General features: G+C 59.8%; 24 protein-coding genes and 1 pseudogene. 7 read left to right on the forward strand and 18 right to left on the reverse strand.

The annotated features are described in order from the left end of the window. Positions 1-23 precede the first annotated feature (23 nt). The 3 genes from rimM to ffh all read right to left on the reverse strand — a co-directional run bounded on the left by rimM (position 24) and on the right by ffh (position 2,377). Positions 24-545, reverse strand: a complete 522-nt coding sequence (rimM, locus tag ACW5XD_RS04495) for a ribosome maturation factor RimM (protein ID WP_456493818.1) — start codon at positions 543-545, stop codon at positions 24-26. 24 nt (positions 546-569) lie between these two features. Then, positions 570-818: a 30S ribosomal protein S16 gene (rpsP, locus tag ACW5XD_RS04500; RefSeq protein ID WP_456493819.1), complete on the reverse strand. Its 249-nt coding sequence runs from the start codon at positions 816-818 to the stop codon at positions 570-572. Positions 819-1,000: 182 nt separating this feature from the next. Then, a complete protein-coding gene (gene ffh / locus ACW5XD_RS04505; RefSeq protein WP_042038808.1) occupies positions 1,001-2,377 on the reverse strand; it encodes a signal recognition particle protein in 1,377 nt (458 codons plus the stop codon). Between the two features lie 202 nt (positions 2,378-2,579). On the opposite strand from ffh, the gene ACW5XD_RS04510 reads away from it, so the two are divergent. Both ACW5XD_RS04510 and ACW5XD_RS04515 read left to right on the forward strand, forming a co-directional pair. Next, positions 2,580-3,371: a cytochrome C assembly family protein gene (locus ACW5XD_RS04510; RefSeq protein WP_065402074.1), complete on the forward strand. Its 792-nt coding sequence runs from the start codon at positions 2,580-2,582 to the stop codon at positions 3,369-3,371. Positions 3,372-3,414: 43 nt separating this feature from the next. Continuing rightward, a complete protein-coding gene (locus ACW5XD_RS04515) occupies positions 3,415-4,695 on the forward strand; it encodes an HlyC/CorC family transporter (protein ID WP_456493820.1) in 1,281 nt (426 codons plus the stop codon). A 31-nt stretch (positions 4,696-4,726) separates the two neighbouring features. On the opposite strand, the gene ACW5XD_RS04520 is transcribed toward ACW5XD_RS04515, so the two are convergent. Then, on the reverse strand, positions 4,727-5,194 hold the full coding sequence (locus ACW5XD_RS04520) for an Rrf2 family transcriptional regulator (protein WP_456493821.1): 468 nt from the start codon (positions 5,192-5,194) through the stop codon (positions 4,727-4,729). 111 nt (positions 5,195-5,305) lie between these two features. Here ACW5XD_RS04520 and hmpA point away from each other — a divergent pair, with 111 nt between their 5' ends. Further along, entirely contained in the window at positions 5,306-6,499 is a 1,194-nt protein-coding gene (hmpA, locus tag ACW5XD_RS04525; protein WP_456493822.1) for an NO-inducible flavohemoprotein, read from the forward strand. A 96-nt stretch (positions 6,500-6,595) separates the two neighbouring features. On the opposite strand, the gene ACW5XD_RS04530 is transcribed toward hmpA, so the two are convergent. Then, positions 6,596-7,195 (reverse strand): tetratricopeptide repeat protein, encoded by a 600-nt coding sequence (locus ACW5XD_RS04530; protein ID WP_456493823.1) that lies wholly within the window; start codon positions 7,193-7,195, stop codon positions 6,596-6,598. On the opposite strand from ACW5XD_RS04530, the gene ACW5XD_RS04535 reads away from it, so the two are divergent. Further along, positions 7,194-7,508: a hypothetical protein gene (locus ACW5XD_RS04535; RefSeq protein WP_456493824.1), complete on the forward strand. Its 315-nt coding sequence runs from the start codon at positions 7,194-7,196 to the stop codon at positions 7,506-7,508. The two genes, ACW5XD_RS04530 and ACW5XD_RS04535, sit on opposite strands and share 2 nt — an antisense overlap. A gap of 190 nt (positions 7,509-7,698) precedes the next feature. Here ACW5XD_RS04535 and mdh read toward each other — a convergent pair whose 3' ends face one another. The 5 genes from mdh to ACW5XD_RS04560 form a co-directional block, all read right to left on the reverse strand. Beyond that, on the reverse strand, positions 7,699-8,634 hold the full coding sequence (gene mdh / locus ACW5XD_RS04540; protein ID WP_456493825.1) for a malate dehydrogenase: 936 nt from the start codon (positions 8,632-8,634) through the stop codon (positions 7,699-7,701). Positions 8,635-8,855: 221 nt separating this feature from the next. After that, complete coding sequence (gene artM / locus ACW5XD_RS04545) at positions 8,856-9,518, reverse strand: arginine ABC transporter permease ArtM (protein WP_456493826.1); 663 nt, start codon at positions 9,516-9,518, stop codon at positions 8,856-8,858. A gap of 106 nt (positions 9,519-9,624) precedes the next feature. Beyond that, positions 9,625-10,275, reverse strand: coding sequence for an arginine ABC transporter permease ArtQ (gene artQ, locus ACW5XD_RS04550; RefSeq protein WP_456493827.1), 651 nt, complete (start codon positions 10,273-10,275; stop codon positions 9,625-9,627). 3 nt (positions 10,276-10,278) lie between these two features. After that, the gene (locus ACW5XD_RS04555; protein ID WP_456493828.1) at positions 10,279-11,016 is read right to left on the reverse strand and encodes a transporter substrate-binding domain-containing protein; all 738 of its coding nucleotides are present in this window, start codon (positions 11,014-11,016) and stop codon (positions 10,279-10,281) included. A gap of 25 nt (positions 11,017-11,041) precedes the next feature. Then, complete coding sequence (locus tag ACW5XD_RS04560) at positions 11,042-11,782, reverse strand: ATP-binding cassette domain-containing protein (RefSeq protein ID WP_456493829.1); 741 nt, start codon at positions 11,780-11,782, stop codon at positions 11,042-11,044. 201 nt (positions 11,783-11,983) lie between these two features. Between ACW5XD_RS04560 and argR the strand changes: the two genes are divergently transcribed. Beyond that, the gene (gene argR, locus ACW5XD_RS04565) at positions 11,984-12,454 is read left to right on the forward strand and encodes a transcriptional regulator ArgR (RefSeq protein ID WP_005308670.1); all 471 of its coding nucleotides are present in this window, start codon (positions 11,984-11,986) and stop codon (positions 12,452-12,454) included. A gap of 88 nt (positions 12,455-12,542) precedes the next feature. Here argR and ACW5XD_RS04570 read toward each other — a convergent pair whose 3' ends face one another. From ACW5XD_RS04570 to glnK, 6 genes and pseudogenes are all read right to left on the reverse strand, one after another. Next, entirely contained in the window at positions 12,543-13,448 is a 906-nt protein-coding gene (locus ACW5XD_RS04570) for a Dyp-type peroxidase (protein ID WP_456493830.1), read from the reverse strand. 97 nt (positions 13,449-13,545) lie between these two features. After that, entirely contained in the window at positions 13,546-14,580 is a 1,035-nt protein-coding gene (locus tag ACW5XD_RS04575) for an ABC transporter ATP-binding protein (protein ID WP_456493831.1), read from the reverse strand. Positions 14,581-14,621: 41 nt separating this feature from the next. Beyond that, positions 14,622-14,735: pseudogene (locus ACW5XD_RS04580) on the reverse strand (ABC transporter ATP-binding protein); the annotation flags it as partial. A gap of 83 nt (positions 14,736-14,818) precedes the next feature. Further along, complete coding sequence (locus ACW5XD_RS04585; RefSeq protein ID WP_456493832.1) at positions 14,819-16,444, reverse strand: ABC transporter permease; 1,626 nt, start codon at positions 16,442-16,444, stop codon at positions 14,819-14,821. Positions 16,445-16,483: 39 nt separating this feature from the next. Beyond that, positions 16,484-17,491 (reverse strand): Fe(3+) ABC transporter substrate-binding protein, encoded by a 1,008-nt coding sequence (locus ACW5XD_RS04590; RefSeq protein WP_456493833.1) that lies wholly within the window; start codon positions 17,489-17,491, stop codon positions 16,484-16,486. A 251-nt stretch (positions 17,492-17,742) separates the two neighbouring features. Further along, positions 17,743-18,081 (reverse strand): P-II family nitrogen regulator, encoded by a 339-nt coding sequence (gene glnK / locus ACW5XD_RS04595; protein ID WP_456493834.1) that lies wholly within the window; start codon positions 18,079-18,081, stop codon positions 17,743-17,745. A 201-nt stretch (positions 18,082-18,282) separates the two neighbouring features. On the opposite strand from glnK, the gene arfB reads away from it, so the two are divergent. After that, a complete protein-coding gene (gene arfB / locus ACW5XD_RS04600) occupies positions 18,283-18,699 on the forward strand; it encodes an alternative ribosome rescue aminoacyl-tRNA hydrolase ArfB (RefSeq protein ID WP_042038790.1) in 417 nt (138 codons plus the stop codon). Positions 18,700-18,742: 43 nt separating this feature from the next. Further along, the gene (locus ACW5XD_RS04605; protein WP_456493835.1) at positions 18,743-19,237 is read left to right on the forward strand and encodes a methylated-DNA--[protein]-cysteine S-methyltransferase; all 495 of its coding nucleotides are present in this window, start codon (positions 18,743-18,745) and stop codon (positions 19,235-19,237) included. A gap of 377 nt (positions 19,238-19,614) precedes the next feature. Here ACW5XD_RS04605 and ACW5XD_RS04610 read toward each other — a convergent pair whose 3' ends face one another. Further along, positions 19,615-20,811, reverse strand: a complete 1,197-nt coding sequence (locus ACW5XD_RS04610; protein WP_456493836.1) for a NupC/NupG family nucleoside CNT transporter — start codon at positions 20,809-20,811, stop codon at positions 19,615-19,617. A gap of 182 nt (positions 20,812-20,993) precedes the next feature. Beyond that, on the reverse strand, positions 20,994-21,929 hold the full coding sequence (locus tag ACW5XD_RS04615) for a LysR family transcriptional regulator (protein ID WP_456494065.1): 936 nt from the start codon (positions 21,927-21,929) through the stop codon (positions 20,994-20,996). Positions 21,930-21,951: the final 22 nt, after the last annotated feature.

Consider the following 21,951-nt stretch of genomic DNA (forward strand, 5'->3'; position numbering starts at 1 on the left):
GGCACTTGTGTTACCGCGGGAAACTAGAAACCAGGATCCCAATCAACTTCGATTGTGCGAGCAGTCAGATCAATGTTCTTGATCACCTGCTCTTCCAGGAACGGAATCAACCGCTCCTTTGCGCCAAAGGCATCTTTTACATTGGCCTCAACCACCAACACATCGTTGGAGCCGGTTTCCATCAATTCGGTCACCTTGCCCAGGTCGTATCCCTTGGTGGTCGATACCGAGCAACCAATCAGGTCACGCCAGTAGAACTCACCTTCAGGCAACGCAGGCAACAGATCGGCGGGAACGCCAATCTCGACATTGGTCAATGCCAGGGCATCTTCACGCAGATCGATACCCTCGATCTTGCAAATCAAACCCTTGTTGTGACGCTTCCAGGCCGAAACCTTGAGTTCACGCCACGCCCCGTTCTGATTGATCAGCCAGGGGTTGTAATCGAAAATCGCTTCGGCAACATCGGTGAAGGAGTTCACTTTAAGCCAGCCCTTGATGCCATAAACGGTACCCAGGGTGCCCAGAACTATAGGTTTTTCCACCTTAACTCCTTACCGTTGGGCTGATTAAGCAGCTTTGGCAGCGTCTTTGATCAGCTTGGCAACGCGGTCAGAAACAGCGGCACCAGTAGCAACCCAATGCTCAATACGAGCCATGTCCAGGTTCAGCTTTTCGGCAGAACCAGAAGCAACCGGGTTGAAGAAACCAACGCGCTCGATGAAGCGACCGTCACGGGCGCAACGGCTGTCAGAAACTACTACCTGGTAAAACGGACGCTTTTTCGCGCCACCACGTTGTAAACGAATGGTTACCATATCGTCCTCATTAACATCTAATGAACAAGGCCCGCAAACACGCGGACCCTAGCTTAAAATAAGCCGCGTAATTCTACTTGGATTCGTAATAATTGCAACCAAGCCAGCCATTTTTTGCACAAGGCTCACAATGAAAAGGGCCCACCTTTGGTGAGCCCTTGGCCTGGCTGAAACGGTCGGGATCAGAAAGGTCCGCGACCACCACCGAATCCTGGCGGCAACATGTTCTTCATCTGGCCCATCATCTTGCGCATGCCGCCCTTGCCGGACATCTTCTTCATCATGCGCTGCATCTCGGTGAACTGCTTGAGCAACTTGTTCACATCCTGCACCTGCATACCGGAACCGGCAGCGATACGGCGCTTGCGAGAGCCCTTGATGAGATCGGGGTGGGCACGCTCCCTGGGCGTCATGGAGCTGATGATGGCCTCCATTCGCACGGTCAGCTTGTCATCCATCTGATCTTTGACGTTGTCCGGCAGACCGGACATGCCCGGCAGCTTGTCGAGCATACCCATCATGCCGCCCATGTTGCGCATCTGGGCCAGCTGTTCGCGGAAGTCTTCCAGATCGAAGCCCTTGCCACTCTTGACCTTGTTGGCCAGCTTGGCGGCTTTTTCTTTGTCGACATTGCGCTCCACTTCCTCGATAAGCGACAGCACATCGCCCATGCCGAGGATGCGGGAGGCGAGACGATCCGGATGGAACGGCTCCAGCGCATCTGTCTTCTCACCCATACCGATGAACTTGACCGGCTTGCCGGTGATGTGGCGCACGGAAAGGGCGGCACCACCGCGAGCGTCGCCGTCCGCCTTGGTGAGGATCACGCCGGTGAGCGGCAGCGCCTCGTTGAACGCCTTGGCGGTGTTGGCGGCATCCTGACCCGTCATGGCGTCCACCACGAACAGGGTCTCGATCGGCTTGATGGTGGCGTGGAGATGGATGATCTCGTCCATCATGTCGCTGTCGACGTGCAGACGACCGGCGGTATCCACTATCACCACGTCATAGAACTTCTTGCGCGCCTGATCGATGGCGGCGGTGGCGATGTCGACCGGTTTCTGACTGGCGTCGCTCGGGAAGAAATCGACACCGATGTCGCTCGCCAGCGTCTCCAGCTGCTTGATCGCCGCAGGGCGATAGACGTCGGCACTGACAACCAGCACCTTCTTCTTGCTGCGTTCTTTTAGCAGCTTGGCCAGTTTGCCGACCGTGGTGGTCTTACCGGCGCCCTGCAGACCCGCCATCAATATGATGGCCGGCGGCTGGGCAGCCAGATTGAGCTGTTCGTTGGCTTCGCCCATCACGGAAACCAGTTCACCGTGCACTATCTTGATGAAGGCTTGGCCAGGACTCAGGGACTTGGCCACTTCTTGGCCAACGGCCCGCTCCTTGACGCGAGCGACGAAGTCACGCACCACCGGCAGGGCGACGTCCGCCTCGAGCAGCGCCATGCGGACTTCGCGCAAGGTATCCTTGATGTTCTCTTCGGTCAGGCGACCGCGCCCACTGACATTGCGCAAGGTGCGCGAGAGTCGTTCAGTCAAATTCTCAAACATGACGGATTCCGGTTCTTGGCGTAATAAATTGGGGGCATTATAACCCAGAGCGGACGCGAGGACGATTATTCACCGCACGGCAGCAATGGGGACCTGCTCCCTATATATGGGCAGATCGGCGGTAGCACAACTGGCGAGCACATCTTGTGCAAGGTATACTGCCTCTCCTATTCCCAACTGCCTGTTCAACAACGACCTGGTTATGATCGTGATCTCTGTTCTGGCCCTGGCGTTCTATCTGCTGGCCATCATCGCCTCGCTGCACCTGCTGCTCAGTGCCAAACCTGTGGGGCAAGCTCCCCTGTTTGCCTGTATCGGACTGGCCCTGATCGGGCACGGCGCCGCCGTGGCCGGCGAAGTGCTGGTGACCCATTCAGGACAGAATCTGAGCATGCTCAACGTCGCGTCCCTGGTCAGCCTCATCATCAGCTGCTTCATGACCTGCGTCACCCGCCGCTTCAACGGCTGGATCCTGCTGCCCGTGGTCTACAGTTTCTCCGCCCTGCTGCTGGCCGCCAGCGCCCTGATCCCGGGTCGCTATATCACCCATCTGGAGGCCCATCCCCAGCTGCTGCTGCACATAGGGCTCGCGCTGATGGCCTATTCGGTACTGATGATCGCCTGCCTGTTCGCGCTGCAGCTCGCCTGTCTGGACAGGCAGCTGAAGTCGCGCAAGATCAGTCAGTTGCCGGCCATGCCTCCCTTGATGACGGTCGAGAAACGGCTGTTCCAGCTCATCTCGGCGGGCCTGTTCCTGCTGACCCTCTCCATCGCCTCCGGCCTCTTCTTCCTGGAAGACATGTTCGCCCAGGGCAAATCCCACAAGGCGATCCTCTCGATCCTGGCCTGGTGCGTCTACGTGCTGCTGCTGTGGGGTCATCACACCCGTGGCTGGCGCGGTCGCAAGGTCATCACCCTGAGCCTGATCGGCAGCTTCATCCTGACCCTTGCCTATTTCGGTAGCCGCTTCGTCAAAGAAGTCCTGCTGAGCTGATACTCACCCCCCTTTACTCACCCAGCCCCCACAGGAGCCCTTCTTGGACAGCATATCAACGAGCACATTATTGATTGTTCTCGTTATTTTGATCCTCTTGTCTGCTTTTTTCTCAAGTTCTGAAACCGGCATGATGTCGCTCAACCGCTACAAGCTGCGGCATCTGGCTCAAACCAAGCACAAGGCTGCCCGTCGGGTAGAAAAGCTGCTGTCCCGCCCGGATCGTCTGCTGGGCCTGATCCTGATCGGCAACAACCTGGTCAACATCCTCGCCTCGGCCATCGCCACCATAGTCTGCATCAGGCTGTTTGGCGCCTTCGGGGTGGCCATTGCCACCTTCGGCCTGACCCTGATAGTGCTGGTGTTTGGCGAAGTGACCCCCAAGACACTGGCGGCCATGTACCCGGAGAAGATCGCCTATCCCGCCTCCTGGATCCTCAAGGGGCTGATGGTGCCGCTCTACCCCTTTGTCTGGCTGATCAACGGCATCACCAGCGGCCTGCTCAAGCTGCTTCGGCTCCATCCCAACAAGGATGACTCCCTCAACACCGAGGAGCTGCGCACCATAGTCAACGAGGCGGGCAGCCTGATCCCCCAGCGCCATCAGGAGATGCTGCTCAGCATTCTGGATCTGGACAAGATGACGGTGGAACACATCATGGTGCCACGCAGCGATATCTACGCCATCGACATCAACGATGACTGGAAGACCATACTGCGTCAGCTGGCCCACTGCGCCCACACCAAGATCCTGCTCTACCGCGACAGCATCGACGATGTGGTGGGCTTCCTGCACGCCCGCGATGCGCTGCGGCTGATGGCCAGGGATCAGTTCAACAAGTCGAGCCTGCTGCGGGAAGTGGACGAGATCTACTTCATCCCGGAAGGCACGCCGCTCAACGTGCAACTGGCCAAGTTCCAGCGCAACAAGGAGCGGATCGGCCTCATAGTGGATGAGTACGGGGATATTCAGGGGTTGATCACCCTGGATGACATACTGGAAGAGATAGTGGGCGACTTCACCACCTCCATGACACCGGCGCCCAGCGACGAGATCCACCCCCAGCCGGATGGCTCGTTTCTGGTGGAGGGCTCGGCCAGCATTCGCGAGCTGAACAAGGAGATGAACTGGCGGTTGCCCATCGACGGGCCCAGAACCCTGAACGGTGTCATTCTGGAATACCTGGAGGAGATCCCCCAGCCCAACATCAGCCTGAGGCTGGCCGGCTATCCCATCGAGATCCTGGAAGTGGAGAACAACATGGTGAAGATGGCGCGGATCATGCCAGATTTATACCGCAACGAGTCGGGATTCGAAGATTGAAAAAAGGCTGCCGATGGCAGCCTTTTTTATCTCACTCGCTCTCCTCGTCCGGCTCCAGCACCAGAGTCGGGATCAAGTCGCCGAACACCTTCTGCAGCTCCTCGCGATTGGCCAGCAGGTCTTGCAGCGTATAGCTGTCCATCACCGCCAAAAAGGCGTTCATCGCCTCCTTCAGGGCATTCTTCAACAAGCAGACAGAGACTATGTGGCAGGCGGGCGAGTTGCAGTCGATGCCGTCCAGATTGCCCTCCAGCGCCCGGATCACCTGGCCGATGTTGACTGTCTCCGGCGCGCAGGCCATGCGGATCCCGCCATTCTTGCCACGCTGGGATTGCAGATAGCCCAGCTTCACCAGTTGATTCACCACCTTGACCATGTGGTTGCGGGAGACGCCATACAAGGCGGAGACCTTGGCCACGCTCGACATTTCGCCCTGTGGCAGGGTCGCCAGATAGAGCAGGGCTCTCAATCCAAAATCGGTATAGCTAGTTAGTCTCATAGTGCCTGTGTCGCATAACGCGGAAAATTGATTATTGATTCAGATCAAATAAACATCTAGGATGCAGCTTATTAAGTGACATTTTAGATGTTCAATTAGCAAGGACCTCCTATGTTAGACCAAGCCACCATCGCCGTCATCAAAAGCACCATCCCTTTGCTCGAATCGGCGGGGCCTGCCCTCACCCAGCATTTCTACCAGCGCATGTTCAGTCACAACCCGGAACTGAAGGATATTTTCAACCTGGCGCACCAGCGCAGTGGCGGTCAACCGCTGGCGCTGTTCAACGCGGTGGCGGCTTACGCCAGGAATATCGACAACCTGGGAGCCCTGGCCGGCGCGGTGGAACGTATTGCCCACAAGCACACGGGTTTCATGATCCAGCCGGAACAATATCACATTGTAGGTAGTCATCTCTTGGCCACGCTCAAAGAATTGGGTGGAAGTGCGGTCACCGAAGAGGTGCTGGATGCCTGGGGCAAGGCTTACGGTGTGCTGGCCAGCATCTTCATCGGCCGGGAGAGCGAGATCTATCAGGAGAAGGCGAGTCAGACCGGTGGCTGGCAGGGTCCCCGCCCCTTTATCATCAAGGAGAAACGGGTCGAGAGCGAGCTCATCACCTCCTTCGTACTGGCGCCGCTCGATGGCAAACCCGTGCTTCACTTCAAGCCGGGCCAGTACCTCAGCATCAAGCTGGCCCACCCAGAGCTGGAGTATCAGGAGATCCGCCAATACTCTCTCTCCGATGCGCCGAACGGTCGCGATTACCGCATCAGCGTCAAGCGCGAGCCTCAGGGCCAGGTCTCCAACCTGCTGCACGACCATCTGCATGCTGGCGATCAGGTGGAGTTGATGCCGCCGACCGGCGACTTCTTCCTGCAGGCCGATGCCAGCACGCCCGTGGTGTTGCTCTCCGCCGGCGTGGGCCTCACCCCCATGCTGAGCATGCTCAACCAGCTGCTGGCCAAGGGCCATGCGGCCGACATCTGCTGGCTGCATGGCTGTGAACAGGGTGCACTGCACGCCTTCAAGGAGGATATCCAGCGCAAGCACGAGCAGCATGACCAGCTGCAGAGCCGGGTCTGGTATCGGGAGCCGGAGGCTCAGGATGAACAGGGGAAGGACTACGACTTCCACGGCACCATGGACTTGAGCCAGGTGGCCGAGTTGCTGGCGCCGCAGGCCCACTACTACTTCTGCGGTCCGCTTGGCTTCATGCAGGCAATCAAGGCGCAGTTGAGCGCGGCGGGCATACCGGCCGATCAGCTGCACTATGAAGTTTTTGGTCCCCATCAGGATCTTTAAACGGGGTTGCCCCATATAAAGCAAGGAGGATCCAGCCTGTCATGGCACGGCGGCCGGATCCGGACCCACAGATGCAGATCTGTGGGTCATTTTTATTCAGTGCATCGCCTTGGCACGGACGATGGCATTGGCCGGCATGCGTTTGGCCAGGCGGCTCAGCAGGCTGGTCGCCTTCTGATGCAGCGCCTTGTCACCGATCACAGTGCTGTGCAGCCAGTGGTAGGCCTCTTCATAATCCAACGGGCTGCCCATCCCCTGCAGCAGCATCTCGACCCACTCGACCTGTGCCCGTTGAAATCCCAGACTGGCGGCTTCACGCATCAGGGTCTCGGCCTTGACCAGATCCTGCTGCACCAATGTGCCCTTCCAGTAGTAACGGCCCAGCTGTTCCAGCGCCGGTGCCAGCCCTTGATTGGCCGCCTCCCACATGAATTTGACCCCGAGCTCGGCATCGGGCTTGATGCACACCCCCCAGGCCAGCATGTCGCCCCACAGAAACTGATAGGCCGGCACCTTCATCACCTCTGCCCGCACCTCTATATCCTGAGTGAGCTGGCACCTGTCCTGCTTCACCTGCTGCAAGTGACGACCCTGTTCAATCCAGTTGAGCAGCTCGTCCTGGCGATAGAGGGGGACCGCCTGCAAATTGCTGCTGTCGATACCCAGACCGCCACCACCCGATGGCGTGCTGGTCATGGGCCGGCTGGTCGGAGAGAGCCCGCTCTCCGCTGTGGAGGCGGGGGATGGGGTCGCGAGCGCAGATCCCGTTGCAACGGGAGCAGGCTCAGCTGCTGGTGTCGACTCGGACGCCACAGGCAAGGGGGCGGCAGCGGGGACAGCGCCGGATCCGGCAGGCTGGACGGTAGCGGTTGACGGCTCGGCGGCAGATACCGCGCTCTGGGCCGCAACCGCTGGCGACTCGGCGGCAGACACTGCGCTCTGGGATGCCATCGCCTGCTCGGCAGCGGAAACCGCGCTGCTCGCTGTGGGGGTGGCGGCGGATGCCTGAGGCTCCGCGCCCTGTACCTGGGTGGTCAGCAAACAGACAAGGCCGACAAGGGTAAGTGGTTTCATCATAAGGTTCTCCTGCTGCTCTCTGTTATCGGCAGCCGGCCCCATCCCCTTAGCCCGTCGCCATCTGCATCTGTCACCCATGACAAAGGGGAGCCGAAGCTCCCCTTTTTTGCCAGCCATACGGCTTACTTGACGAAGTCGACACCCAGCTGGATATCGGCTTTCAGGGTGGCCAGCATGCCATCCATAGCCGCTTGCTCGAAGGCACTCAGCTTGCCGTAGTCCAGTATGGTTTCGACGCCGTTCTTGCCCAGCTGTATGGGTTGCGCGAAGAAGGTGGCATGCTTGCCATCCCCTTCCACATAGGCGCACTCGATGACGTTGGCTTCGCCCTGCAGACCCTTGATCAGCGACAGACCGAAACGGCAGGCCGCCTGGCCCATAGAAAGGGTGGCAGATCCGCCACCGGCCTTGGCTTCCACCACTTCGGTGCCGGCGTTCTGGATACGCTTGGTCATGGCTGCCACTTCTTCGGCAGTGAAGGAAGCGCCTTCGATCTGAGACAGCAGCGGCAGTATGGTCACGCCACTGTGACCACCGATCACGTTGACACGCACCTTGTCGACGTTCAGGCCCTTGGCCTCGGCCACGAAGGTCTCGGCACGGATCACGTCCAGGGTGGTGACGCCGAACAGGCGGCGCTTGTCATAGACACCGGCTTTCTTCAGCACTTCGGCGGCGATGGCGACCGTGGTGTTGACCGGGTTGGTGATGATGCCGATCAGCGCTTTCGGGCAAGTAGCGGCACATTTTTCCACCAGGTTCTTGACGATACCGGCGTTGATATTGAACAGATCGGAACGATCCATGCCGGGCTTGCGCGCCACACCGGCGGAGATCAGCACCACATCGGCGCCGACCAGAGCCGGGCTCGGATCTTCACCGCAGAAACCTTTTACTTTCACGTCAGTCGGGATATGGCTCAGATCGACCGCCACACCCGGAGTGACCGGGGCTATGTCATACAGGCTCAGTTCGGAACCAGCAGGCAGGCGATTTTTCAACAGCAGAGCGAGGGCTTGGCCTATGCCACCGGCGGCACCCAGAACGGCAACTTTCATGATCAACTCCATGTTTAAGCGTAGGTTTAAGGTTGTTTCTTGTTGTGCGCCCAACCTTAATGGATCCCCCCCTAAAAAACAATCTGATAACAGTTGCAATCACGGGTTCTGTGAGCCAAGAAACAGGCGGCGAATAAAAATGGGGGGAAATGCAGAAAATCAGAGGGGAAGCACAGATTTCCTGCACTTCCCCCCACCATAAATAGGTAGTTCTACCGAACTCAGGCCTGGAATGCCAAGGCTCGCCGCTCACACCAGCGGAACCCAATTGTTAACAATCCGTTCATGGTCAGATAGAGTCCACCGGCCACGGTGAACACCGCCAGAGTGTCATACGTCTGGGCGTTGAGGCGCTGGGCCAGACCCATCACATCCATGATGGTGATGGTGCTGGCGAGCGAACTCCCCTTGAGCACCAGGATCACCTCGTTGGAATAGGCGGGTACCAGCCGCCGGGCGGCGTGGCGCACCTTCATCCACAGAGTCTGCCCGGCCGAGAAGCCGAGCGCGCGGCATGCCTCTACCTCGCCGGACGGAATGGCGTCCAGCGCCCCCTTGAACAAGCGGGTGGAGTAAGCCGCCGTGTTGAAGCCAAGGGCCAGCACGGCGCAGAACCAGGGCTGCTTGAGCAGCGGCCAGAGCGGCCCGGACTTGAGCCACTCGAACTGGCCCGGTCCATAGTAGATGAGGAAGATCTGGATGAGCAGCGGCGTGCCGGTGAAGATCAGTACCCACAGTTGCACCAGCTGGGTCGCCACTGGAATCCGGCGCTCCAGCACCCAGGTCATGGCGACGGCCAGCAGCACGCCGAGCAGCAAGCTCAGTGCCGTCAGTTGCAGGGTGATCGCCAGACCACCCAGCAGCGTCATAAGATAGTCCTGCATGATCAGCCTCCATAACGACGGGTGTAACGGGCCGCCAGTGTGAGATTGAGGCCAAACTCGCTCACCAAGTTCACCAACGAGGTCATGAGATAGTTCTTCATTGTCCTTAACCTCCGTAGCGACGGGTATAACGGGCTGCCTGCTTGAGGCCGAACTCGCTCACCAGACTGATGGCCAGATAGATGAGGGCTGCGGCGGCATACCAGGTAAAGGGTTCATAGGTGCTGGCCGAGGCCATCTGGGCCTGACGCATCATCTCGTTCACCCCTATGAGGGAGACCAGCGCCGTGTCCTTGAGCAGCACCAGCCACTGGTTGCCGAGCCCCGGCAGGGCATGACGCCAGGCCTGGGGCAGCACGATTCGAAAGAAGATGTGCCCCTTGCCGAGACCGAGCGCCAGTGCCGCCAGCCGCTGCCCGGCCGGCACCGCATTGAGCGCGGCCCGCAGGGTCTGGGTGGCATAGCTGGCAAACAGCAGGGAGAGCGCCAGCACGCCGCAGGCGAACGGGCTGAACTCCACATACTCGCCGGTGATGAGGAACAGCACCTGGGTCGAGCCGAAGTAGATGAACAGCACCACCAGCAACTCGGGCAGGCCACGGATCAGCGTGGTGAGTGTGACCACCGGCCACACCAGCGCGCGCTGCTTGCTGAGCTCGGCGGCGCTGAACGCCAGCGCCAGCACCATGCCCCCGACCAGTGATGCCAAGGCCAGCCCGATGGTCATCCAGGCTGCATCCAACAACAGGCTCAACATGGCTTACTGCGCGAAGTATTTGTCGAAGATTTTCTGATAGGTGCCGTTGGCCTTGATCTCGGCCAGCCCCTTGTTCAGCTGAGTCAGCAGCTCCTGATTACCCTTGGCCACGGCGATGCCAAAACCGGTACCGAAGTACTTGGCGTCGGTCACAGGGGTGCCGATCACGGCATACTCCTTGTGCTGCTTGAGCCAGTCGGCGGCGACCGCAGTATCGGCAAAGACGCCGTCGGTACGGCCGTTCATCATGTCGAGGAAGGCACTCTGGTAGCTGGCGTAGGGCACGGTCAGCAGGCCCTTGCTGATCCAGTTGTCCACCAGATAGGACTGGTGGGAGGTGCCGTTCTGTACACCGACTGTCTTGTCCACCAACTCTTCCGGCCCCTTGAAGACGCCCTTCTTGGCAACGAACACTGCGGAGTTTTCGTAATAGATGTCGGAGAAGTCGACCTGGGCGGCCCGCTCCGGGGTCACGTCCATGGCGGCGATGGCGGCGTCATAGCGACGGAACTTGAGGCTGGGGATCAGGCTGTCGAAGGCCTGGTTGTGGAAGCTGCACTCCAGCTTGGCCTGCGCGCAGATGGCACGGGCCAGATCGATGTCAAACCCCTGGAACTCGTTCTTGTCATCCAGGTATTCGAACGGAGCATAAGTGGCCTCGGTGGCGAACTTGATCTCCTTGGCCAGCACCGAGGTGCTCAACAGGCCCATGGCAGCAACCAGCAACAGACTCTTTTTCATGACAGCTTCCTTATCGATTTGAATATCAATGCATCAAGAACTCGGCAAACCGGCTGGTTTGCGGGGATTTGAAAATGGCGGCGGAGCCGGATTCGATGATCCGCCCCTTCTCCAGATAGATCACCTGACTGGCCACCTTGCGGGCGAACTCCACCTCGTGAGTCACCACCACCTGAGTGATGCCGGTCTGGCCCAGATTGCGGATGATCTCCGCCACCTCTTTGGTGATCTCGGGATCGAGGGCCGCCGTCGGCTCGTCAAACAGCAGCACCTGCGGATCCATCATCAGCGTACGGGCGATAGCCACCCGCTGCTGCTGGCCACCGGAGAGCCGGGCAGGCCAGGCATCACGCTTGTCCGCCAGTTGCAGCTGGGTCAGCAGGTAGGCGCCCTTTTCGATGGCCGCCGCCTTGCTCATGCCGAGCAGCTTGAGGGGGGCCTCGATCAGGTTCTCCATCACGGTCAGATGTGGCCACAGATTGTACTGCTGGAACACCATGCCCACCTTGCGGCGCAGCGCCTGTGCCTGACGGTTGAATTCGGCGGCAGAGAGGCTGGACGGGAAAGAAAATTCACTTTCACCTATGCGCAATACACCGGCATCCGGGGTGTCCAGCAGGTTCATCATGCGCAGCAGCGAACTCTTGCCGGCACCGCTCGGGCCCAGCAGCACCAAGGTCTCACCGGGTGCAGTCCGAAAGCTGACATCTTGCAGTACCGGCACCTTGTGCCAGGATTTTTCGATACCGATTAATTCAATACCCATACAGCCCAATTGAATAAGTTTTCAAAATTTCGTCCCGATTTTAGCCCCAACATGGGTGGATGCAAGCTAATTTTGAATCAATATGCAGAACAAGCGCCGCTTCCTTGCAAAAATAGGCACATGAATGCAAAATGGGCGCGCTGTTCATATCTGCCGCCTGAGCGTGACAGGCAGCCACACCTCCTCATTCGTGAGTCCAAGATGAAGCATAACGACAAGCAAGAAAAACTGGCCAAGGCCTTTAAAGCCTTGCTGAAAGAAGAACGATTTGGCTCCCAGGCAGAGATAGTGACTGCCCTGCAAGAGATGGGCTTCGAAAACATCAACCAGTCCAAGGTATCGCGCATGCTGAGCCGCTTCGGCGCCGTTCGCACCCGCAATGCCAAGATGGAGATGGTTTACTGCCTGCCGGTGGAGCTGGGTGTACCCACCACCTCCAGCCCGCTCAAGAACCTGGTACTGGACGTCGACCACAACGGCGCCCTGGTGGTGATCCACACCAGCCCGGGGGCGGCCCAGCTCATCGCTCGTCTGCTCGACTCCCTCGGCAAGGCCGAAGGGATCCTCGGCACCATAGCCGGTGATGACACCATCTTCATCACCCCGACCAGCGACACCGACATCGAAGAGCTCTACCTCTCCGCCCTCGAGCTGTTCGAACAAACCCCTTAATCAGGCTCGTCCGTCCCGCTGTGGTGACGCCCCCTGAACGAAAAATCCCGGCCTTGGCCGGGATTTTTGTTGGTGACGTCAACCGCGCTTATTTACCCTGCGAAACCAGATAATCCTCGGAAGGCGCGAAGAAGGCGGCCCCGGTCACGGCCCTGGTAAAGCGCAGCAGATGGTCGAAGTGACTGCCCTCCCCCTTGTACATGCTGGCCAGCATGGCATTGAAGTGCAGCGGCGTGCGGCAGCAGGAGATGAAGTAGAGCCCCTGCTCGGTCATGGTGCCCCAGGGCATGCTCTGGCGCAGTATCTCCATGGACTCGCCCTTCGGGGTCTTGAGGTTGACCCGCTTGATGTGGGCGGTCAGCGGCTTGTCGGCAGATTCATACTCTATGTTGTCGGCCTTGGTGCGACCTATGATGTCTTCCTGCTCCTTCAGGGCCAGCGTCTCCCAGTCGCTCATGGCGTGGACCCAGCGCTGGACGTGGATATAGGAGCCACCGGCAAACTCGCCGCCGTCGAGCAGCGCCACTTCGGCGCGGTGCTCATCCTGCGGGTTCTCGGTGCCGTCGACGAAGCCGGTCAGATCCCGGCAATCCAGATTGCGGAAACCACGCACCTCTTCCGCCAGTGCCACCCGCCCCGCCAACAAGGCCATCACGCGCTGACCGGCGTGGTGCAGTACATCGACCCGATCGGCGCGCAGCTGCACGAAGAGATCAAACGGGGTATTCGGCGCCTTGTGACCATTGGCTTCCTGAGCCATAAAGCCACGGAACTGGGGCGGACGGGCGGCAGGGTAGAGACCATCCCAGGCATCGGCACCGACGGCGACCAGACCGCTGAAACCGGCATCGGGGAAATCGGCGGCAACCGCCTGCCACAGGGCAGGCAAGCCGGCCAGACGGGCGACCAGTTCGGCTCCGTCGCCGGTGCGATTGAACATCAGATAGAGGGCATGCAGATTCGGCTCTGCACAGATCCCGGCTTGGGCTTTCATGTATTTCTCCCCTGAACAGGCATTAGCGAGGTTGGCGTTGCGCGATTATAAACCAGAGTGAATCCAGTTCCTTGATTTCACAACGATATCAGGTCTGTCACGACAATGGATCAAACAGCACGAGCGCATGCGGGGCAAGGTTGACCCGTGCCCGCGTCCCGTCAAGCGGCTCGCCAATGCTGGCCTCGAGCCGCTGGCCGCCACACTCGAACAGCACCCGGCAGTGATGGCCGAGGAACTGCTGCTCTACCACCTTGAGCTCGCCCTCCGTGGCGTTCTCCAGCAACAGCTGCTGGGGTCTGAGCATCAATTGCAACAACTCGCCCACGGCGCGGCCGTGAGGCTCGGTGCCGCACACCACCCCCAGCGACGTCTGCACGCAGTGGCTGTCCACCACCTCGGCGGCCAGGTAGTTGACCCCACCGAGAAATTCCGCCACGAAGCGGTTCTGCGGCCGGCGATAGAGCTGCTCCGGCTGGCCCACCTGTTCTATGTGGCCGGCACGAAACAGCGCCAGCCGGTCGGCGAAGGCGAACGCCTCTTCCTTGCTGTGGCTGACGAAGATGGCGCCGATCCCCTGTTGCTTGAGCAGGGCACGGATCTCGAGAATGAGCTTCATCCGCACCTGGGTATCTATGTTGGAGAAAGGCTCGTCCAGCAGCATCAGCCTGGGCTTGCACACCAGGGCGCGGGCGATGGCGACCCTCTGCTGCTGGCCGCCGGAGAGCTCATGCGGATAACGCTCCCCGAGCCCCTGCAGATTGACCAGCGTCAGCGCCTCATCCACTTGCTGCTGGCGGGCACGGCGATCGAGCCGGGTCAGGCCGAAGCCGACGTTCTCGGCCACCGTCAGGTGCGGAAAGAGGGCGTAATCCTGAAAGATCATGCCGATGTTGCGCGCCTCGGGCGGCACGCAGCCCCCAGGCCCATCCAGCAGGGTATCGCCAAGACGGATTTTGCCCTCGGCCAGCGGCAGCAGACCGGCGATGGCCTTGAGCAGCGTGGTCTTGCCACAGCCACTCGCTCCCAGCAGGCAGACGATCTCGTTGTCGGCCACCGTCAGGGAGAGCTGTTCCAGCACATTGCGACCGTTGTAACGGCAACTGACATTTTCAACTTGCAAGCAAGACACCGCTGGCTTCCCCTTATGTTTTAAATTCGGCGCAGCCACTCGCTACCTTCAAACAGGCAGACGATCTCGTTGTCGGCCACTGTCAGGAACAGCTGTTCCAGCACATTGCGGCCGTTGTAACGGCAACTGACATTTTCAACCTGCAAACAGGACAAGGCTGGCTTCCTCTCATTTCTGGCGGGGCGCTCGCCTCTTGGTCAAGCACACCGCATACCATTTCATTGGCCGACGTGGCCGCTCAGTGGCCCGGGCTATCCAGACTGCGGTTGACCCAGATAAGCGGCAACAAGCCCACCAATACGATGACGATGGCGCCGAGCGCCCCCCGCTCCAGCATCTCATCCGAGACGAATTGATAGACGTGGGTCGCCAGGGTATCGAAGTTGAACGGCCGCAGCAGCAGGGCGGCGGGCAGCTCCTTCATGGATTCGATGAACACCAGCATGGCGCCGGCAAACAGGCCGCGGCGCACCAGTGGCAGATGAACCCGGCGCAGCATGCCGCCATCCCCCTGCCCCAGCGAGCGGGCCGCCATATCGAGGCTGGGGGAGATCTTGCCCATGCTGCTCTCCACCGAACCGATGGCGATGGCTACGAAGCGCACCAGATAGCCGAATACGATGGCGGTAATGGTGCCGGTCAGCAGCAGACCGGGGCCCTGGCGGCCGAGCCACTCGGCCAGATCATTGATGGCAAAATCGAGGGCCGTCAGCGGTACCAGCACGCCGATGGCCAGCACTGTGCCCGGCATGGCGTACCCCATGGCAGAGATGCGCAGGGGCAGCAGGCTCTTGCTCCCGCCATCGAGGCGGCGGAAGAAGCCGAGCAGCAGGGCGATGCCCATGGCGAGCAGGGCGGTCAGTGCCGAGATGAGCAGACTGTTGCCGGCGAAGCGGACAAACTCCGGCGTCCATGACAATTCGAAATAGCGCACCCCGTAGTCGAGCAGGATGAAGAACGGCAGGCCGAAGCCGGCCAGCACCAATCCCCAGCACCAGCACCCGGCCAGCACGCGACTCATCCCCTTGAGCGGGTAGCGCAGCGGCTGTTCGTGACCCATGGATTTCTGGAACACCTGCTGACGGCGGCGGGAACGACGCTCAAAGGCGATCAGCACCACCACGGCCAGCAGCATCAAACAAGAAAGCTTGGCGGCGGTGGCCAGACTGCCGTAACCAAGCCAGGTATCGTAGACTGCCGTGGTCAGGGTATTGACGGCAAAGAAGTGGACGGTGGCAAAATCGGCCAGGGTCTCCATCGCCACCAGCGACACGGCGACCATGATGGCAGGGCGTGCCAGCGGCAGACTGAGACGGCGAAAGCTCTGCCAGGGAGTGCAGCCGAGCAGGCGGCTGGAGTGGATCAGGCTGACTGACTGCTCCAGAAAGGAGGCGCGCGTCAGCAGATAAACATAAGGGAACAGCACCAGCGCCAGCACCCAGGCCGCACCGCCAAGGGAGCGAATAGCCGGAAACCAGTAATCTGCCGGACTGTTCCAGCCAAACAGATCTCGCAATCCGGCCTGCAGCGGGCCCGAATAGTCGAGCAGGTCGGTATAGACGTAGGCAACGATATAGGAGGGCATCGCCATCGGCAGCATCAGTGCCCACTGCAGGGCGCGCCGCCCCGGCACCTGACACATGGCCACCAGCCAGGCGGTCGGAACCCCGAACAGCAGGCTGAGCAGCACAACACTCGCCACCAGCCCCAGCGTATTGCCGAGGTAGTCGAGCAGTACCGTATCGGCGAGGTGACGAAACAGGTCGCCATCTGCCGAGAAGGCAGAGAAAACCAGGGCAAGTACTGGCAAACCCAGCAGCAGGGCGGTGGCCCAGCTACCGGCAATCAATCCACAATTTTTCATGAGACCACAGAAGTTGATGGGGCCTTAGGCCCCATCTGATTACAAGTCGAATTTCACTTCATCCAGCAGCTGCAAGGCGTCCTTGCGGTGCTTGGCATAATCGCTGACCGGCAGGGGGTCAGACTTGAAACTGCCCCAGGACTTGACCATCGCGGAAGGCTCGACACCGGCCTTGACCGGGTACTCGGCATTCACGTCCGCATACATGTGCTGGGCAGTGTCACCAGCCAGAAACTCCATCAGCTTGCGAGCTTCATCTTTGTTCTTGGCGTACTTGGTCATGGCCACGCCGCTTATGTTGACGTGGGCACCGCGGTCAGCCTGGTTCGGGAAGTTGATGTAGACCGCATCGGCCCAGGACTTCTGCGCCGGATCTTTCAACATGGCGCCCAGGTAGTAACTGTTGCCGAGCGACAGGTCGCAGATGCCATCCTTGATCGCCTTGACCTGATCCCGGTCGTTGCCCTGCGGCTTGCGCGCCAGGTTGGCCTTGACCCCTTCCAGCCAGGTCTTGGCACCCACCATGCCGTGATGGGCGATCATGGAAGAAACCAGCGCCACATTGTACTCATGCTTGCCGCTGCGGGTACAAATTTTCCCTTTGAATTCAGGTTTGGCCAGATCTTCGTAGCTGATGGTGTCGAGCTTGCCGAGGCGATCCTTGCTCGAATAGATGGCACGCACCCGGGTGGTCAGGGCGAACCAGCGATTTTCAGGATCGCGATAGATGGCGGGGATATTCTCCTGCAGTATCTTGCTGTCTACCGACTGCACCAACCCCTTGTCGACCAGATCGGTCAGCCGGCTGATGTCGACGGTCAGCATGAGGTCGGCCGGGGAGAGCTTGCCTTCCCGCTCCAGACGCTCGTTCAGCCCTTCTTTGGCAAATACCACGTTGACCTTGATGCCCGATTCCTTCTCGAACTGCTGGATGATGGGCTTGATCAGCTCATCCTGCCGGTTGGAGTAGACGTTCACTTCCCCTGCCGCCAACGCTCCCTGAGCAGCCAGGGTCGAAAAAGCCAGAGCCAACATCTTCATTTTCATCATCCATTCCTTGAATTGCTATATCGAGTGATAACCATTGTTGTTTGTATTTTGCATTGACCTCGATAGCCGGATCAAGAAAACATCGAGTACAAGATCACATATTTAAACGCCGTTCAAACAAAAGGGCCGGATAGAATCCTATCCAGCCCCACCATGGAGTCAATCAGCGACTTCACGCCAGCAATCTACCCGAACCGGCCAATTCGCAACAGAGTGACCTTGCTCAACCCAGCATCACGAGTCAGCGATCAGAGTGCCTCATCGTCGCTCTCGCCGGTACGAATACGCACGGCCTGCAGCAGGTCGTAGACGAAGATCTTGCCGTCACCGATCTTGCCGGTGTAGGCCGCCTTGCAAATCGCCTCGATCACCCCTTCGACGTTGTCATCGGTTGTCGCTATTTCCAGCTTCACCTTGGGTAAGAAGTCGACCTGGTACTCGGCTCCCCGGTATAATTCGGTGTGGCCCTTCTGACGGCCAAACCCTTTGACCTCGGACACGGTCAGACCCTCGACCCCCAGGTTGGCGACGGCTTCGCGTACATCGTCCAACTTGAAGGGTTTGATAATCGCAGTAATCAGCTTCATCTGGTTGCTCCCAATCCATGGTATGTCATGAATTGGGAATCAATTCTTGTGCCAAGTCTTTTTATTGTTTAATTTCAAAAAGATAGCATTTTTGTTCGAGATGGATATCCCCCGACATCACCAAGGGCGCGCATCTCGCCCCATAATGAGGCACCAAGCTGAACCAGCCTCTCCCGATGCACCAAACAAGAGCACCGCAGTATGTTAGTCATCTCCAACAGCGTGACCTTGCCCTGGCATGAGCTGCAGTTTCAAGCCATGCGGGCTCAGGGTGCCGGCGGTCAGCACGTCAACAAGACCGACTCCGCCGTCTGGTTGCGCTTCGATTACCGCAGCTCCCCCAGCCTGCCGGACCTCTACAAGGAGGGACTCGACAAGTTGAGCGACAGCCGGGTACACGACGGTTTTATCCAGATCCGCGTCGAGACCCATCGCAGCCAGGACATGAACCGCAAGGAGGCCATGAGCCGCCTGGTGGAACTGTTGAAGAAGGCCGCCTGGCGCCCCAAGGCCCGTCATGCCACCAAGCCAACCCGCAGCTCCCAGCGCAAGCGGGTCGACGCCAAGAAGCGCAAGGGCGACATCAAGTCGGCCCGCGGCAAACCCGTGCTGGAGTGATACTGCCAGCCTTACGACTTGCCCACGCCAAGGATGAGAGAAGATGAGATACAGTTTTTGCGACAGCGCCCACGGCCCCCTGCTCATCGCCATCGATCAGGATGGCTTGCGTCACGTGGAGTTCATGCAGGGTGAGCGCCCCATAATACCAACCCAGCAGTGGCGTCAGGATGATCTGGCGCTGGCACCCTACGTCGAGCAGTTCGCCGCTTATTTCGCCGGCCGCCTGCAACGCTTCGAGCTGCCGCTCGCCGCCAAAGGCACCCCGTTCCAGCAATCGGTATGGCGCGCCCTGTGCGATATTCCCTACGGCGAGACCGTCAGCTATCTCGAAATAGCCCAGTCAATCGGCAACCACAAGGCGGTACGAGCGGTGGGCGCCGCCAATGGCCGCAACCCCCTCAGCATCATAGTGCCCTGCCACAGGGTGATAGGGCGCAGTGGCGAGCTGACCGGTTATGCCGGCGGCATCCCCATCAAACGCTGGTTGCTGGCTCTGGAACAACAGAGCGCCGGTTCATTTGAATTGACTCCCTGATAACAGCGACATCCCTGTAAAACTCTGGCTGCTGGCTCTGGAACAACAGAGCACTAGTTCATTTGAGTCGTGACGCCCTGTTAACAGCCACATCCCTGTGAAACGCGGGCTTCAGGCACTGGATTGGCCTCTGTTTCGCGTTTAGCAAAATGAACACAGTATGAAGAATCGCCTCAGAAGGGCTTCAGACAGGGTCAGGCATCATGGCTTCACACTTGGATGGCATGGCTCATCCCTCATTCAAGTGGCACCCATGTGACGCTTCCAATCTGTCTTTTTCCCCGCGCCTCCTCTGAGGCGCTTTTTTTGCCCGCACGCAGCCACAAAAAAGCCCGCCGAAGCGGGCTCTGACCGGAAGGTGCCAGCTTCGAGGTCAATCAAAGGGCGAGGAACAAGCCTGCCAGCGAGGCGCTCATCAGGTTCGCCAGCACACCTGCCAAGATGGCTCGCATGCCGTAACGGGCGATGAAGGATTTGCGCTCCGGCACCATGGCGCCCAGGCCACCGATCAGGATCGCCATGGAGGAGATGTTGGCGAAACCGCACAGGGCAAAGGTGACGATGGCCTTGCTCGATTCGTTCAACGTCTGATCCTGCACCAGGGCGATGAAGGCGACGAATTCGTTGATGACGATCTTGGTCCCGATCAGGGCACCGGCCGCCTGGGCCTGATCCCAGGGCACGCCGATCAGCCAGGAGACGGGGGCGAACAGCCAGCCCAGGATGATCTGGAAGCTCAACTCCAGTCCAACCAGATCACCGGCCCAGCCCAGCAGCCCGTTGAGCATGGCGATCACCCCGACGAAGGCCAGCAGAGTCGCACCGACCGCAACCGCTATGTTGAGGCCAGCCATGGCGCCATCGGCCGCCGCTTCGATCACATTGGTCGCACGGGGGATCTCCACGTCCTGATGGTGATCCACCTCGCCGATTCCGGGCGGTACCAGGATCTTGGCCATGGCCAGACCGGCCGGCGCCGACATGAAGGCCGCCGCTATCAGGTATTTCAGCTCGACCCCGATACTGGCGTAGCCCACCAGGGTGCCGCCGGCCACGGAGGCAAGACCGCAGCTCATCACGGCGAAGAACTGGGAGTCAGACATCTTGGAGAGGTAGGGTTTGACCACCAGCGGCGCTTCCACCATGCCGACGAAGATGTTGGCGGTGGCGGAGAGGCTCTCGGCGCGGCCGGTGCCCAGCAACTTCTGCAGACCGCCGCCCAGCAGGGCGATGACCCGCGGCATCAGGCCTATGTGATAGAGGATGGCGATCACCGCGGAGAAGAAGATGATGACCGGCAGTACGTTGAAGGCAAAGATGAAGCCCAGCTTGAACTTGGCCAGATCGCCGAACAGGAAGGCGATCCCCTCCTGGCCGTAGCCGATCACGCTGCTGACGCTCTCGCTGACCCCGTTCAGAATGTGCTGACCGGCAGGCAGCCAGAGCACCAGGCCGGCGAATAAGACTTGCAGGCAGAGGGCGAGGCCCACTGTTCGCAACGGGATACGACGACGATTATCAGAGCAGAGCACGGCCAGGGCCAGGATACTCAGTATGCCGAGCAGGGCTATCATAGGGACTCCATCAAGGGGGACAAAAGATGGGCGCGGATTCTGCGCCCCATGCTCCGCCACTGCAAGCCCGCTTGGTTACAGCCCTGTTAGCAAAAACGTTTTCGCGATACCGGTTGCGCCAACCCGCTGATTTGGTTCAATTTTGGTATCACGAGAAAGCCAGTGTTCTTATATAGAAACGATTATTCCTCTGCACCGGACAATTTGCCGCCGAGCCAAGGGGCCAGCCGCTGTTCCCAATAGGGATTGGGGCCGAAGCTCTCCTTGAGGAAATCGATGAACAGCCGGATCTTGGGATCCAGATGCTCGCGCCGGGCGTAGACGGCGTGCACCGCCATCTTCTGGTTCGGCCGCCACTGGGGCAGCAGGGGGATCAACTGACCGGACTGCAACTCCTTGTCCAGCAAGTAATTGGCGACATAGGCGATGCCGAGCCCGGCCAGGGCGGCATCCCGTACCGCCTCCGCCAGATCCACCCGGTAGTTGCCGGCCACCTGCACCGTCTGACGCTCCTTGCCCTGGCGAAACGACCACTCATGGTAGCGCCGCTCCCGACTCTGGTAGGTGATGCAGTTGTGCTGGGCCAGATCTTTGGGGTGCAACGGGGTGCCGTGGCTCAGCAGATAGTCCGGCGAGGCCACCAGCACGAAGTGGATATCCGCCAGCCGCTGCCCCACCAGCGCCTCGGGCTTGTCTTCATAGGTGGTGATCCAGAGATCCAGCCCCTCATCCACCAGATTGGTTCTGTGATCGAACAGGGAGACTTCCAGCTCCAGCTCGGGGTAGCGATCCTGAAACGCCTTGAGGCGCGGGATCACGTGCAGCCGGCCAAAGGACTGACCGACCCCCAGATGCAGGATGCCGCTTACCTTGCCACGGCGCTCCGCCACCATGGAGTCCGCCTCCAGCGCTACCGCCACCAGGGCTCGGCAATGACGGGCATACTCCTGGCCGAGTTCGGTCAGGGAGAAGCGGCGAGTGGTGCGCTGCACCAGCTGGGCACCCAGCTCGGTCTCAAGCTGGGCCAGCTGCTTGCTGATGTGGGACTTGGAGACGCCGAGCCGGCGCGCGGCCGCCGAGATGCCCTGTTCACGGACCAGAGCATCGAAGATCACCATTTGGGGCAGACGTTGCAGCACG

The sequence above is a fragment of the Aeromonas enterica genome, assembly GCF_054052465.1.